The 14,911-nt window shown below is 59.9% G+C and carries 14 protein-coding genes; 1 reads left to right on the top strand and 13 read right to left on the bottom strand.

Annotation, left to right across the window (positions count from 1 at the left end; genetic code table 11):
• Positions 1–363 precede the first annotated feature (363 nt).
• The 13 genes from F7R26_RS37550 to F7R26_RS37490 all read right to left on the bottom strand — a co-directional run bounded on the left by F7R26_RS37550 (position 364) and on the right by F7R26_RS37490 (position 13,758).
• On the bottom strand, positions 364–2,091 hold the full coding sequence (locus F7R26_RS37550) for an ATP-dependent helicase (protein ID WP_058698213.1): 1,728 nt from the start codon (positions 2,089–2,091) through the stop codon (positions 364–366).
• A gap of 255 nt (positions 2,092–2,346) precedes the next feature.
• Complete coding sequence (locus tag F7R26_RS37545; protein WP_058698212.1) at positions 2,347–3,192, bottom strand: hypothetical protein; 846 nt, start codon at positions 3,190–3,192, stop codon at positions 2,347–2,349.
• Between the two features lie 57 nt (positions 3,193–3,249).
• Entirely contained in the window at positions 3,250–3,867 is a 618-nt protein-coding gene (locus tag F7R26_RS37540; RefSeq protein WP_058698211.1) for an IncC plasmid conjugative DNA transfer DtrJ family protein, read from the bottom strand.
• Positions 3,868–3,870: 3 nt separating this feature from the next.
• A complete protein-coding gene (locus F7R26_RS41285) occupies positions 3,871–4,164 on the bottom strand; it encodes a hypothetical protein (RefSeq protein WP_233528063.1) in 294 nt (97 codons plus the stop codon).
• Positions 4,139–4,645 carry a hypothetical protein gene (locus F7R26_RS37530; protein ID WP_058698210.1) on the bottom strand — a complete coding sequence of 169 codons (507 nt, stop codon included), beginning with the start codon at positions 4,643–4,645 and terminating at the stop codon, positions 4,139–4,141. The genes F7R26_RS41285 and F7R26_RS37530 overlap by 26 nt, the downstream gene beginning before the upstream one ends.
• 7 nt (positions 4,646–4,652) lie before the next feature.
• Positions 4,653–6,509, bottom strand: coding sequence for a conjugative transfer system coupling protein TraD (gene traD, locus F7R26_RS37525; RefSeq protein WP_058698209.1), 1,857 nt, complete (start codon positions 6,507–6,509; stop codon positions 4,653–4,655).
• Positions 6,509–7,768 (bottom strand): TraI domain-containing protein, encoded by a 1,260-nt coding sequence (locus F7R26_RS37520; RefSeq protein ID WP_058698256.1) that lies wholly within the window; start codon positions 7,766–7,768, stop codon positions 6,509–6,511. Before F7R26_RS37520 ends, traD begins: the two co-directional genes overlap by 1 nt.
• Positions 7,768–8,817 (bottom strand): type IV secretion system protein, encoded by a 1,050-nt coding sequence (locus F7R26_RS37515; protein ID WP_058698208.1) that lies wholly within the window; start codon positions 8,815–8,817, stop codon positions 7,768–7,770. Before F7R26_RS37515 ends, F7R26_RS37520 begins: the two co-directional genes overlap by 1 nt.
• The gene (locus F7R26_RS37510) at positions 8,814–9,551 is read right to left on the bottom strand and encodes a TrbJ/VirB5 family protein (protein WP_070940838.1); all 738 of its coding nucleotides are present in this window, start codon (positions 9,549–9,551) and stop codon (positions 8,814–8,816) included. The genes F7R26_RS37515 and F7R26_RS37510 overlap by 4 nt, the downstream gene beginning before the upstream one ends.
• An 11-nt stretch (positions 9,552–9,562) precedes the next feature.
• The gene (locus F7R26_RS37505) at positions 9,563–12,016 is read right to left on the bottom strand and encodes a VirB4 family type IV secretion system protein (protein WP_058698206.1); all 2,454 of its coding nucleotides are present in this window, start codon (positions 12,014–12,016) and stop codon (positions 9,563–9,565) included.
• Positions 12,010–12,339 carry a VirB3 family type IV secretion system protein gene (locus F7R26_RS37500; protein WP_058698205.1) on the bottom strand — a complete coding sequence of 110 codons (330 nt, stop codon included), beginning with the start codon at positions 12,337–12,339 and terminating at the stop codon, positions 12,010–12,012. The genes F7R26_RS37505 and F7R26_RS37500 overlap by 7 nt, the downstream gene beginning before the upstream one ends.
• 1 nt (position 12,340) lies before the next feature.
• The gene (locus F7R26_RS37495) at positions 12,341–12,688 is read right to left on the bottom strand and encodes a hypothetical protein (protein WP_058698204.1); all 348 of its coding nucleotides are present in this window, start codon (positions 12,686–12,688) and stop codon (positions 12,341–12,343) included.
• A gap of 17 nt (positions 12,689–12,705) precedes the next feature.
• Positions 12,706–13,758 carry a CpaF family protein gene (locus F7R26_RS37490; protein ID WP_058698203.1) on the bottom strand — a complete coding sequence of 351 codons (1,053 nt, stop codon included), beginning with the start codon at positions 13,756–13,758 and terminating at the stop codon, positions 12,706–12,708.
• Between the two features lie 442 nt (positions 13,759–14,200).
• On the opposite strand from F7R26_RS37490, the gene F7R26_RS37485 reads away from it, so the two are divergent.
• Complete coding sequence (locus F7R26_RS37485; RefSeq protein ID WP_058698202.1) at positions 14,201–14,908, top strand: VirB8/TrbF family protein; 708 nt, start codon at positions 14,201–14,203, stop codon at positions 14,906–14,908.
• Positions 14,909–14,911 lie beyond the last annotated feature (3 nt).

Here is a 14,911-nt window from a genome sequence, read left to right as displayed (position 1 = left end):
CTTCTTCTTCGGGCAATAGGAAGCCCGTCGAAGCGATATCTCATCTTCTTCGATCAATGCGCAAACTTGTGGGGAGCATTGACAACGAAGGGTGGGCTTCATAAACTCAGACTGTCTTGTTGTTGGACGAGTCAAGAGGGTTTTGAAGCCCGCTACGCCTTTTGTCAATGCCGATTAAAAGCCTGGAGCATGCGGACTCCAGGCTTTTTTCGCTTATGAGGATGCCTACGGGCTCAACAACCCCTCCTTGAAATCCGAGTGCCACCGCTACGCACAAAAATGAAGTGCCGGACGGCTATGGCACGCGCGATGGCAGGGAGCTCGCAACCATCAGACGCCACGAACGATCGGTTGCTTAATAAATCAAGTTAGCCCGGCTTCAACAACGAACCGGGACGTGGGGTTCTTCTTTGCCGTAGAAATCTGCAGCCAGTCGCGGGCGCGCGTGAGGGCAACGTAGAAAAGTCGCCGCTCCTCACTCTCCGGACTGGCTTCGTCCGGAACGATGGTTTCCTCGGCCCGGATCACAACAACAGCCGACCATTCGCGCCCCTTGGAGGCATGCATGGTCGTCAGCACCAAGGCGTCGTCGGCCGGCTCGTTATTCTTTTGGCGCAGAAACAGCACGCGTTCCGAGAATGGACCGTTCAGCCGCGTCAGGACGTCATATGCGGTATTGATAGCGCGCTTGCCCGGCTCGTCCGCCACAAACTTGAGCATCCATTCGCGCACGCCATCGAGAACGAGGGAAAGGAACTCGCGTTCACAGAGCGCTTGCCATTCCGCCAGCTTCTTCAGGAAATCGCGATACTTGTCGACTGTTGGTTCTGCGATCCCGGCCTGCACCAGGTCCTTTTTTCGCGGAATCGATCCCTCCGGCTTCGCCGTAGTCTGCGTGTGTAGCAGCTGCAGCTCATGCGAGCTGATTCCGGCGAAACCTAGCAGGGCATCGATGCCAGAGCTCTTGGACTTCTGAATCAGTTCCAGCAGGTCCCCCATCAACGCTGCCTCCGGGCGATCGAGGATAGAGCGGCCGGTTGCCCGGTAGTACTTGATACCGTGCGAGCGGCAGACGGCCTCCAATGGATCGAGAATGCGGTTCGTCCGCGCCAGCACGGCCGCCGTTTTGCCAGCCCGCAAAACCGGTGTCAGCGCCTCAACGGCTGAAACGGCTTCCTTGTACTCGTCCTCAAATCGCTTGAACTCGATAGCGCCGCCAGGCCCGCGATGGGCTACCAGCTCCTTCAGGATACGGTCCTTGTTGTTTCGAATGACACGATCCGCGATGTCCAGGATCTCAGTGTGTGAGCGGTAGTTCTTCCCGAGGATGACGGACCGTGCGTCGAACTCTTTGATGAATACCTCCATGCCCCGAAATCCGAGCGCACTTCGAAATCCGTAGATCGATTGATCATCGTCCCCGACCACCGTCACTATCGAACCGGCCTCCGCGTGCAGCGCCGTCCAGCGTGATTGCAAGCTGTCGCAATCCTGGTACTCATCGACCAGCAGGTACGTCATACGGTAGGGCGCAATGGTTCCGCTTTGCATCCCAGCTACAGCCAACCGCAGCATGTCCTGAAAGTCGATCTTGCCGTTCCGGGCCAGGGCGCTCTGATAGGCCTCATACAATTGAGCCTCCACAGTTCCTGAAGGCGGGTCGGCCAGTTGCATCTTGGCGCGCTCAATCGCAGCGATCGCATCCTCGACCTTCCCATCAAATCCCCCTTCCTGCAGGATCTGCCCGACGATAGCGAATCGAACGCCGTCGTGGACGATATCGGTGAGCTTGCCGGTTCCCTTCCCGAGTTGCTTATAGGCCAGCGAATGGAAGGTGCCCGCGAGCAGTCGCTTCTTGGCATCGGCCCCGGCTAGCGCCAGGATACGGTCACGCAATTCGACCGCAGCGTCCTTGCTGAACGTTACCGCGCCCACCGTCACGTCTGGGTTGGCGAGCAGCACGGCTGCCTTCGCCGCAATCGTCGCCGTCTTTCCGGCGCCTGGCACGGCCACGGCGACGCAGTGCTGACGCAGGTCGACCACCTCGCGCTGGGCGGGGTTCAGTCCTTCCAATACCTTTTCGAGCGACATGGCGATCGCAGTGTGGCAGTAAGTGGCACTTGGTGCCGGTTCAAAACAGCAAGTACCCCGAAGTGGTACCTCGGGGCAGATGTCGACGTCTGTTGATACGTTCGAAAGTGAGATCATGTCTCACGTGGTCCCACTAGCCATCACCAAGTGGCACTGCGTCCCACAGAGTGCCAATCCTCTTACTTCTAAACGGAGGGTAGAAACTAGGGCTTGGTGGGACTTGGTGTGACTGAGCGGGACCGTGCAGGCGGACAGTCAGACGCCGCGAACGGTGGTCATCAGCTTCAGGTGTGTCGTATAGCAGCGGAGGCCGAGCGGCTGGAACTTTCGCAGGAACCTCGTGACCTCGTCATTGACGTCCGTCATGTCGCGGATCCCGTTCCAGACCATGAAATCGAACTGGTCCATGGTTTGGTCGAACTTGATGAGGACCTGAAGCGCTCGGACGGCAAAGCGAGAGTAGGCCTGGACCTCCAGCTCGACGGACGGCCGCGTAATCGTCGGTTCGAAAACGATGTCGTCCTTGGCCCGCATCTCCTGCTCGCGTTGCTGGCGGTAGGCGGTTGCGACGCGCAGCTGCTCGTCGACATAGTCCTCGAGCTTTGCCAACTCACGCTCCAGGAACGTTTCGATGGTCGATAATTCGCTGCGCGAGAAGGTCGACTGACCGAAGCGCTGCAGGTTGAGCGACATGCGGTTCATGTACGGCCACCATTGCTCGAACAGCGGCCGCAGTCGGGTGTGATTCAACTTCAGTCCGACGGCCACGACAGCCGCGCCAGCGAGCTCGCGCTCGAGAATTTGACGACCCAGTTCGCGACGCCGGCGAACGATGGCTTGGCGGTCTGCCGGCGAGAGTTCGCGGAACAGCTTGCGGGTGCGCTCGACCTCTGCCTTCTTCTTCTCCAGGTCAGCCGTTGAAATGATGCCTTCCTTCCGCAGGGCGTCGGCAGACGCCTCCATCTCAAGCAGCTCCGACTCGACGTCATCGGGCCGATCCGCGGTGCCGGCAACGTCGACCGCAACAGCGGCCAGTGGCTGATCAAGCAGTTCGCTGACCGTAGCGGGCAGCTCGGCAGGGATTAGATCGGTAGTGGTCATAATTTCTCCTTGGATGGCCAGCCACTTGGCCTTTGGCATTCAGAAAGATGGTGTCGACTACTTGCCGACATGAAATGACGCCGCAAGGCGCCAGCTGAGCAAGCCGACCAGGCAGACGCCTAAGGTCCACCAGTAGGCCAGCAGGGAAATCGGAAGCAGCAGGGCGGATGCACCGAAGCCGAAGCACAGCAGCAAGCCATGTGCGGCGACATGGAACGTCACCGGGTTCGCGAACCCAGCGCCGGCGGCTCGGATCCTTCTCGACACGGCGCCGTCGTTGAGCAGCGCAGCAAGCAGCACCATGCCGCCAAACAGCCAGTAATGCGCAACCGCCGACCGATAGACCGCTCGATAGATGGTCAACCAGAAGTGCCGCATCCAACCACGCCCAAATTCGGATGCGCCGGCATCGGGTAGCGCCGTGTTCGCATCCGAGCCGGAGAACGATGCGCGCAACGCACCAGACCGGACAAACCATCGATCAAAGCGGTCGTTAGCCAACATCGTTGCCTTGTCCGCCTTGGGCTGTCCGAGCACATGTTCAACCGAACCCTGTTCCGCTTCACTCACTTCGAATACGGCATCGTCCTGTATGAACGGAGCGATGGCACATATCATCAGCGGCGCGGCTAGCATCCACATCCGAACATGGGAGACGAATCGACTGTTGGCCATGGCTCAGATCCAGTGCAGAGCGAGCAGAACAGGCAGCGCAGGGATCGCAGCGAGCGCGCCCCAGAACAATGCCGGCTTACGCGCCGCAATGCCAATCAGCGCGAAGCACGGGGCCGCGTTGCCGAGCAGGAATGCGCTTGGTATCGGGGTATCCGCATTCCCTGCGGAAATCCACGCCTGCATTTCGAACGCGAGTGCCTCGTCGACGCGAAAGAGCCGTGCGGCGATCCGCGGCTGGGTCTTGCGCAGCGAAGCGAGCGATTGCCTCGCCTTAGTATGCAAAGTCTCGAGCGACATCGTAGTTCTCGAAGTAGCGGGTAAAGCTGTACCCGGTCAGCACGCGTGCGGCCAACTGGAATGCTGCGCATCGCTGCGTCACATTCCCGGGAACTGGTTCGTCTACCACCTGGCAGACGTAGCCGATGGGCTGGCGTTGCTCGAAAGAGGGGATCGACTCGTGATAGGGATACCAAACGTTGTACTTCTCGCCCTTGAATGCGGCGTAGCGCTTGGCGTAGAGATCGTGGGCACGGCCGAACAGACCTTTCATGAAGGCCGCGTTGGCGTCACCATGCTTTCGAGCGGCGCGCCAGGCGGCGATAGCGTCTGTTAGCATCTCCTTGACCAACGGGTCTTCACGCACGCGGAAGTTCACGCCGATGTATTCGACTACCCGCGTGCATACGTCGTCCAGGTCTGGCGAGACGATGAAAACGGGCGAGAGCTTCGCGGAGAGTTTGTATTCCTTGGCGATTTGTCGGAACAGGCTGGTGCGCATTGACCTTTTAACCTTGGATAATTGGAATTCGACCCTGGTAGACGGAGCCACCGGAGATACGCAGGAAGTACTGCAGGTTGGGCAACTGCATGATCAACTCATGCGGAATCAATGGCGCTTTCTCAAGCTGGGTCGAACGTGACACGGAACCGCTGAACTCCCCGACATGCGCCTCGGTGCCAGTGCTTGTGCTGCTCGACACCACGACATTCCGGATGGCCGTGGTGCCAGCCTTCTCGCAGAACCACTCGGCCGTGTCGATATCTTCCAATCGTAAGACGAGCTGGTTGTTCAGATTGCCTAAAACCTGCTGCATCTTCGCCACGTTTCCCAGTTTGGCGGTGAAGTCCGAGCGTGTCTGGTAGGCGACGAATGCCTTGAAGCCTGCGCCACGGCCCTTGTTCAGGATCTGCAGCATCTGCTCGTTGATCGCCTCGGCTGCCTCGTCGACGATCAGGACGATCTCTGGAGGCTTCTTGTAGAAGTTGTAAATGGAACCGGCGACGGAAGCGATGTCGGCTAGCAGCATCGACATGACAGCCTGGGCCACCATAGAGTTGGAGAGCGAATCCGCACCGACATAGAGCACCGCCTTCTGCTTGATGACCTTATCGATGTCCCAGATCTCACGGTCATCGTCGAAGTCGTCTGCCTTTGGCGCCAGCATGAGGCCCGTCTCGCCGGTGGCCAGCATCTGGAGCAACGGCAGGGCAGAGGCGATGATGCGGCCGTAGTGGTCCCGATCGTGCTGGAACGTGGCGATGAGGCCATCGATAGCCTCGTGGCCATTCCCCTTGTCGGAGAAGCGCTCGATGTAGAGCCGGGCCATCCCGTCCAAGCGCGTGCCGCCTGGGCGCTGGCCGGCCTGTTGCATGTAGCCCATCACCTCCTCTTCCCAATCCGGCTTGCCGGCTTCAGGGAAGAAGCGCTGCAGGGCCCGATCCAGAAGATTGTTAATGCCGTTCTGGGCGTATTGAAGGATTGACCGCAGGTTCGGCTTGTCGCCGACGTAGAGTTCGCCCTTTACCGCGCGGTCGATGAACAAGAATGCGAACTGGCGGAAGGGTCCTTCCTCCATCAGCTGGGCGATGCGAGTTGGGATTTCCGAGGGTTGAGACCAATTTTCTAACGGGTTCAGGCGGATGGACTGCGAGGGAGCGGCCTGCTTCCAGTAGAGAAATTTGCGCCCAGTGCGCTCACACTCGCGCTTGACACGTGCGACCCACTCGCCGTCATTTTTCGGGTCGATGACGATTAAAACGTCGTTGGGATTGTGGATGACCTGGGTCGAAATGACCTCGTAGGTCCGGGTCTTGCCTGAGCCGGTCGTCCCGCTTACCGATGTATGGCCGGGCATCGCCTTGTAGTGAAAGGGCACCTGGATCTTCTTCGGCTCCATGCCGTGTATCCATGATTTGCCCTGGGGCGAATGGTCGGCAATGCTGCCCGCAGGCGCGAGCAGTTTCTCGACGCGCTCCACTATAGGCTGCGGCAGCCACCGCGGCAAGCCGGGAATATCGCTTGACGGCATGCGAAGGATGTCGTGCGCGATCTGGCAATGCTTCTGTGTCCACTCAAAGCCAGTGCCAAGATACATGGCATCGTCGGTCTTTCGTATGCGAGCGCTCAGCGCGAGGAGCGCCTCGATCGGAAGGACCGCAAGCCACTTGGTGGAGATGGCCAGCCGAAACTTCAGCGCGCGCCAAACCTGTGTAGACCGGAACAGCAGCATGCCAACGCAGAACAGGGAAAAATACCCGGCGCTCGGCATATCGCTTAGCAACATCAAAGCTGCGGCAAGAAGCCACCCGATCGCGGCCCGGAATTCATAAATGGGCCGAAAGTGATTGATGTAGTGGTGCATCACTCGCTGCTCTCTGGGGATTGCGGAGGGGACGCAATGAGGTTCGCCACCTTGTCAACCAGAAGGATGTCTTGGCCGACGATCTTGTAGAGCAGCTGGAACTTGCGAAGGTTGTCGATGAGCGTCTCGGACGCGATGCCGTAATTGCCGAGCATGCGCTTGCTAATTGCCAGCTTGTTATCGACCCACGATACTTTCACCTTTCCCGCTGACACGTCCTGTGCTAGCGCCCTGAAGAACTCGCGCATCAGGTTGGACGCACCCTCCAAGGCTTCCTTGAAGGGGTCGGCAGCCTGATCGGGGCGCAGCGACTTGGTGCCGTCGAGTTGTACGATGCTTCGCGCTACCTCGCGTTGCGTGCCTTCGGCTGTCTCGGCTTGAGACTGGGCTTCGCCAGTTCCAGGGCCTGCTTCCTTCTCCATCTGCGACACCACCACGGTGCTCGCGTTCTCCGGGCCGGGTGTCGAATCGGCTTGCGCCGGTGCTGGTGGGGCGGGTGCCTTGATCTGGGTCGAATCTACCGCGGCGGCTAGCGCTTCGACACTCGGTGCAGGCGTCCTGTCGGGCGCAAAGGCGGCGCGGCGGGCTTTGATCTCGAACTGTGTCACTGTGTCGATGGCCTGCCGGACAACCTTTTGAAGCAAGGTCTCGAGTCCGGTCGGTCGAGGCTCGGGGTTGATGGCGCCAAAAAGATCAGCGAGGACCTGGCCGTCGAACTGTGCGAGCCGGTCCGCACCAAGAATCTCGCGCGCCAGCAACGCGGTGCGCATGCGCTCCAGTGGGAGCACCGCATCGCGACGGGTGACGCGATACGTGTCATCGCTTAGCCACGGACCGAAAGCTCCATGCACGGCGGGGATCCACTCCGCCCCATCCCTATCCCGAAAGAATTTGAAGTGTCGGCATGACTCATCAAGGCGGGAGCAGCAGGCGGCGAGAAACAGCGCATACAGGTATTGCGGTTCCAACTGCCTGCGCCGTTCGGACGTCTGATTGGCCGCGAACTTTTGTGCGCCAGACAGGCGCATGGCGAAGTAGGCCGCCTCAACCGTTGCCCGGAACGCACCACCGGCCTCGGCGTGCTCGTTGTGGCGCAGCGGCATGCTGGAGAACCACGTCGCACAACGCTCCAGCACATCAAGCCACTTGCTGTTGAAGTCCGCGCCATCCGCTTCGTTGGCGTACTGTCGGATGAGCGCGACGCGGTCTGCCTGGGAGGAAAGGAGATCGGAAGCGGAAAGGTGAATGTGAGGGGTCATCATTTCCCTGCCAACTTCCTGCCGAGGTTCCAGGCTCCGCGCCCAAACATCTTCATGCCACCGGTGCCACTCACCCCGCCACCAGTTCCGAAGAGAGATCCGGCGATCTTCGGAATCTCCAGCGCGACAAAGCCCAATAGGATGGCAATACTGAGTGCGTAGCTTGCAGCAAGAAGCGTGTCCGTGCCGATGTTGCCAACGTCTGAGACGATGCTGAGCAGTGTGGCGCTCACCAGCTGAGAGATGATGGCGGCGACCACCATATACATCGATCCTGTAACCATGTAGTCCAGCCACGCTGTGAAGTATTTTCGGGAGACGTCCGCCATGCCAAATGCGACGGCTAGTGGGCCCACCACGATGCCTACGGCTACCTGCAGGTGACCCACCAGAATGAACCACGAGTAGATCAAGGCCGCAATCAGCACCGCAATGAATGCCAAGCCGAACAGAATCGCTGAGACGACGGCATCAATCAGTTTGAGTGGGTTGGCGAACCCCGCGAGTAGTGTCCTCAGCACGGAGTCGTAGAAGCTACCTCCGGTCCTTGCCAACGAGATTGGGACGTTGTAGATGTCTACCCCCCCGTTGATAGCTTGGGCGAGATCGTTGAACCAAACAAACAGCCCGGGCGCAAAGCTGGTGTAGCTGGCGTAGAGAGACGCGAAGATGCCAACTACCAGAAAGGTCTCAAAGAGATCCGTCCACGCGGATACTGCGTCGCTCGTTGCCGCGAATCGTAGGCCGGCGAAGACGAGGGTGATTACCCCGAGTCCGAATGCGATCTTGTTGGCGTCAGGTCGCGTCCGCTCGCTGAGCCAAACTGCAGCCTGGATGAGCCCGCTTCGCAGGCCGTTCATCTTGTCCAGCGCCTTCTTGATGCCTTGACCGACCTCACCAGGTGCGCCAGCACTTGCAGCCGTGGCGCTATCCCCACTGCTGATCGCTTCCTGCGCGACGGCAACGCAGGAAAAGAGGGTGAGGAAGCTGAAGACGAGCGCGGTGAGCATCGCACAGAGGCTGTGTCGGATCAGCGAGGCGTGGCTCATTTCAGGTTCAGGATGCGCTGACGTTGCTGTTCGCGTTCTGCCTGCAGCCGGCGCGCGACGTCTACCGACTCGGCCTCGACGGCCAGTGCCTTTTGATCCTTGTCGGCGTCTGACTGCGTCTTGGCGCTCATGATCTGCAGCAGATCGGAGTTCTGGTTTGCGAGGACATCCAGCATCTCATTCGTCGCTTCGGCAGCAGCTTGTGCCGTTCCAGTCAGCTTCATTTCCTTCTGGATCTTCTGGCGTCGCTTCGCCTGGGTCTGCACGTTCTTGACGACGCTGTTGCCCAGGTTGAACAGGTTCTTCGCGGTCTTGTCGCCGTTGGTGAGAAGCGTGCGCTGATCTTCAAGCCACTGACCGCTGGATTTGCCGGATGCGGCCACCATGCTCTGAACCTTGCTCAGGTAGTCGGCATTCTCGGAAACCGTGCCATAGAGATCCTTCAGCGTCACGCCGTAGACGTCGTATTTGCCGATGTCGTCCTTGATGGCGTCCAGCTGTTCAGCCAGGTGCACGGGGTCCATGCCGGTGGCCTGCAGCAGCTGGTTGGCCATCATCCGGTATTGATAGGCAATGTTTGTGTTCTCGTAGATCTCCGTTTTCAGCGATTGCAGGGCGGTCCGCGTCGTCTGGACCAGATTGGCCACATCGATAACGGGAAGCCCGCTGGCGTGGGCCACCGACGAAACAAGAAGGGATGCCGCGACCGCGGCCTTGATGAACCACTTGTTCACTGGAACTTTCCTTAGACGGATCGCGCGAGCATTTCGCGCACGTAGCTTTGCTGCCAGTCGGGTGCACCCGACGCGTAATGACGATCAAGAATCGATTGCGCGACACCATCCGAGCGCAACATCGCCACCATCTCGTCGGAGAACGGGCTTTGCAGCATCCGGGTCTGGGAGCGCGTGATCCACAGATAGTCGCGATTCGGTACTGCATCGTTGACCATCTGGATCTGGTCATCGGTCAGGCCGAACTTCTCCTTGTAAAGGTCCTTGCTGGTGTTCGCCTGGCTGTTCGGTAGGTAGATGAAGTTGCCGACGTTCTCTTTCAGGATCTCGAAGTCGGCAACCCGGGCCAGTTGTTTGAGCGATTGCGTCGCACCCCAGAGCGCCGCATTGAGCTTGCGGATGGTCACGATCCACATTTCGAACCGCTCGTAGAACCGTTTGTTGGTGAAGAAGAAGCCCAGCTCTTCCACCTCGATGATCGTGTATCGCGTGCCGAGGCTCTGGCTGATGCGATAAAACGCATAGTCCATGAACAGCGCGCCCGCCCGCGGATAGTTCAGGAACAGATCCCCCATCTCGATGGACAGGTTGTCGCTGATCTCGAACGCGTCTTCGGCATGGTCGAAGAAATGCCCGTACTGTCCGCCTTGCAGCCAGATTTGCAGACGTTCCCGCAAGCTGTCGTGCAGCAGCGTTGCGAGCCGGCCCAGGGTCCAGCTCTCTCGCCCATATCCGGCAAGGATTTTCACTGCCTCGAAGATATCCTGGCGTTGCTGGGGTGAAAGCGTGAAGGAGTCGTCCTCAATGGCCAGCGTCACCCACTCGGAGACGTAGGTGAAGTTCATAGGATCGGCCAACAACGACAGCGGATTGACCCGAGTCGCCGCTTCGAACTTGCCGGTGATGTCGATGAACTTCCCGCCACTCAGGAGCGCCGTGATGCGAGTGGATCTGTCCTTGTCGAATCGGATGCGGCGAGCTTCGTGCCTGCCAGCCTGGGAAACCAGGAAGTTCAGGAACACGGACTTACCCGCACCGATTGGGCCAATGACGATCAGGTGGGCATTTCCACCGGGCTGGTGCAGGTCGACACGCTGCGCGGTGCGATGGCGGGTGGGCAGGCAGGTCAGCGGTGGCACTTCCTTGCCTGCCTTGTCCGAGAGCCAGTCGTTGCGCGAGGGGCCGGGCATGACCGATCGGACCGGGGCGAGGTCGGAAACCGCGGGCGTCTCGACGAACTGCAGTCGGCGCTGCTTGTCCCAGCGGCCGGGCAGGGTAGAGTTCCAGGCGGCCATCAGATTGGCTTTCTCGCGGATTGCCCCGAAGCCAGCGTTGGTGAGCGCCCCAACCACCTCGCTGACCGAGTCCTCGACGGCCGCCTCGGAATCACCGTAGACGATGATGGAGATGTTGGCAAAGCCGTGCTGCGTGTTCTTGGCCGTTAGCCGCTGGAGCGCTTTGCCAGCTTCCTTGGCCAGTTCCTCGCGGCCCTCGTCGTTCTCGGCCTCTTCCTTGGCGAAGTACTGCTTCAGGATGGAGCGGATGTTGAGCGCTGCCATCTTGTAGAAGCGCCTCACCTTTTCGATGTAGGCCGCAGCGCGAGCCGTGTCGAGGAATCGATACATGATGCAGACATCGAGCTCGGCGTCGAGCTGCATCAGGCTGTCCAGTGCCGCTTCCTGAAAGCTCATCCATTCCTTAACGGCGACGATTGCCGCGTACCGCTTGCCATGGGCGGACTCGAACAACAGGCGCTCGGCGCCGACGGTCACTTCGGATTCGGTCAGGTGGGTGTCGAGCAGCGTCACCGGGTAGCGAATGCGCCTCGGCGGAACGCTCGGATTGGCAGCCTGGTGCAGGGCGGCGTAGCTTTCCTGCATGACAAGGCGGCGCGTGCGCAGACGCGGCACGCCGCCGGTGAAGGCGTCGAGCATCGACTCGAAGCGACGCGCATCGGTCGAGATCTTCTCCAGATCAAAGGCAAAGGCGCTGCGCGCGAAGAGCGTGTCCTTCGTCGCCTCGAAGATCGCCGCGTAGATGGACTTGCCACCGACCGTCATGTGGAAACCGGCCTTGTCGAAGAACTTCGCGATGCCGCTCTCCGGCGTGTAAGCGAGTGCCAGCGAGTGGGCATTGTGGAAGTACTTGCCGGTCGTCATGTGCGCCCGGTTAAGGGCGTCCAGACGCTCGTCGGCCTGCGAGGCGAACTCTCCTTCAACGTAGTCGCGAGCGCGCCGATGGCTGATCTTCCACCACGCGGTAATCCGGTTGTCGAACGTACGGCATGCCTGGTCCAGCTGATTGCGCGCAGACGTGATGTCATTGCTGTCGGGGCTGTCGGCGTCCACACCCTGAAACGCGTAGGAAGCGAGTAGCGACCCATCCTTGTTGAGGACGAGTTCCGGCGTAATCGATGTCAGCCACGGCACCAACTCATAGAGGGGACGGCGCTTTAACTTCAGCATGGCAGGTCGCTGTCAAAGCCGTAGGGACGGCGAAAGAGGGTATGCAGCTTGCCGTGCCACGGGGTGGACTCGTACAGATCGCCGTAATGGTTATAGACGTTCAGAATTTGGTTCCACCATGGATCCCGGGTCGTGAGCCAGCGCAAGAGCGCATGAAACGCCATGCCCATCAGCACCACCGCGACGGGGATCTTCCAGCCGCTGCGGAACGTCACGTACACCAGCAGAGCGACCACCGTGCCGTTGGCGATGGCCAGTCCGCGCACGGCCCCGCCGATTTGGCGAGGGCGGGATAGCCCAATGCTGACGTGGTGTTCGCGCATATCAGAATCCGGAGCACTGGGCAGCAACGCCGAGCGTCTTCATGATCGCCGGGGCTGCAGCGGCAAGACCGATACCGATACAGATCACCGAGACGAACTTCATGATGGTCGACTCGGAGTTGGCGATACCGATAGCGCCCAGGACGATCAGGATCAGACCGGCGACAAAGAGGTACTTCGTGTTGATGAACGTGGCGATGCCGCAGATGAATTCGCCGAGGTTGCCGAGGAACCCGTAGTCGGCCGCGACGGCGGATGTGGCCACGCTCAGCATGCCGACCAGGACCAGCATCGACGGGGCGTACTTGCGCGCCGTCTTGGCGGCACATTGAACAAACGGGGAAGACATTGGAGAGACTCCTTGGTTTAGAAAACGCGTTCGATGTCGTAGTCGTTGTTGCGGAAGCCCTTGATCTCGATGATTTCCGAGACGTGCCGCATTTCGCCGGTGCGGCGCATATGCACCACGTAGTTAAAGCACTCAGCGATGAGCTTGCGCATGTCATCCAGTTCCCAACGAGAGCCTGGCGGGATGCCAAGCATCGCCAGGCTTTCCATGCGGGAGAGGGCCGAGCGGGCGTTGTTCGCGTGTAGCGACGCCATGCCGCCGTCGTGACCCGTGTTCAGCGCTTGCAGCAGGTCGAACGCCTCCCCGCCGCGGACTTCGCCAACGAGGATGCGGTCGGGGCGGAATCGCAGGGCGAGCGCGACCAGCTGTTGGGTGGTCACGTTCTTGTCGGTGTTGGAGAGCAGGCGGACCGTATTGGGTACCCGCGTTTTGAGTTCCATCGTGTCCTCGATGGTCAGGACACGCTCGCCGTCGGGAATGTTCTCGACCAGTGCGTTCAAGAATGTGGTCTTGCCGGAAGATGTGCCGCCGGCGACTAGGATGTTCTTCCGCTGCAGGACAAGCTCAATGAGGGCATCCTTGAGCGCTTCATCTTCGACAGAGCCCGTGAATATGGGCTGATCGGTGTGTTTGCTGCAGGCGTGCCGGGACGAGAAGGCCCCCGCCTTCACATAGTCGCTAAGAGAGAGATTGGTCTCGCGGTGCCGGCGGATGCTCAGCGCATGGCCGTCAATGGCTGTGGGCTGCATGACGGCGGCGATCCGAAGCCCTTTGTGGCCCGCATTGATGATGCCTTGTGCGGTGCCCCGCACCGCAGACTTCTGCACCGAGGAAGCCAGGGAGCGAACAGCACCTTCCAACTTTGCGGGCTCGATCCTCACGTCCAATCGCGTCATCTCGCCGCGCCGCTCCACCCAGATGCTGTCGTGCCTGTTGACCATGACCTCGGCCACATCGGACGCATCGATGTAGGCGCGTATTGGCGCGAGCGATTCAAAGAACATCGCGACCGCGCTTTCTTCGAGCTGGCTGAGTTGCAATATGGGGTGGTTGGAGACTGAGGATTCCATGCCCGCTATTGTTGGCGGGCGATGTATCGTGTGGCGCGTTGAAAGATATACGACTTTTGCCAGCTTTCTACGGTTCTTCGGCACGGCTCTGATCTGAGCCAACGCCTTGGTGTGGTGCGAAGAGGAAAGTCTGAGCATGCTCATGCTGTTTTCGCGGAAAGGGATACCAAAACCATCGGCTTTCCGGGTAATCCTCCTTCGGGGCAGTTGGATATAGGGTGCGACGGGAGAGGCAGCATCAAACGACGCCTCTAGCCGGCTCCCAAAGCCCGTCGCAGGATCCAGGCGTCGCTACAGCGTCCGGAGGTCTCTCAAGTGTCCTGCGTGATCTGGCGAGATCGCGGAGATTCTCGGAAAGCCGCGCAAAATCGCATGGCTTTCTGCGACCTGAAGGGGTGACTTCACTGCTTAAATTGGCGGCATCCCAAAGGACTGCCGCAGCATGCGCTTCTTCCGCAAAGATTCCGACAATGCCAAGCCCCTCGCCGTTGCGCCAGGGATGTATGGCAATGAAAGCCCCGAGCAGCTGATCTTCGATCGCACCACAAGAATCTCCGTGGAGCGCAACCATTGGAAGGTCGCAACCCTCGGCCTGGGCTGCATTGCGTTGGCGGCGATCATGACGCGTGAACCGCCGCCTTCGGTCGTGAAGGCTGTAGGCGTGTCGGCGGATGCGAGCGGCAAGCCGATCGTGCGAGAGCTTGAGGCGTTCCAGCCGGAAGGCATTCAGTTGCAATGGGCCCTCAAGGATCTCGTGACGCGCTGGTTCACCATCGAACCGATCCTGACAACCCAGGTCGAGGACTCACGGATGGCGCGCAACCTGCGTTCTGTCCGCGAACAGATGATCGGATCCTCTCGCAAGCAGTTCGAGGATTGGGTGGCAGAGGATGAACCGTTTCGGCAAGTCGGTGCGTCGGCAACCCTTGTCCGCGAAGTCAAGGTAACCAATGTGGCCGTCCTGCCCGACAGTACCGTCGCGGTGGAATTCATTACCACCACGACGGAGGACGGCTACAAGCCGCGCAAGATGCGGTACGCGATGACGTTCCGCTACCAGGTAAAACCGCCGACGAGCGACGCCGTGCTTGGCACGAATCCATTCGGTGTCCATCCCGTTTTCTTCAGCCTCCAGAAATCGCCGGCATGAAGC

This window comes from Cupriavidus basilensis (genome assembly GCF_008801925.2).
Taxonomy (GTDB): Bacteria; Pseudomonadota; Gammaproteobacteria; order Burkholderiales; family Burkholderiaceae; genus Cupriavidus; species Cupriavidus basilensis.
Note: the sequence above shows the minus strand (reverse complement) of the source record. Positions and strands in the feature narration are given on the sequence as shown.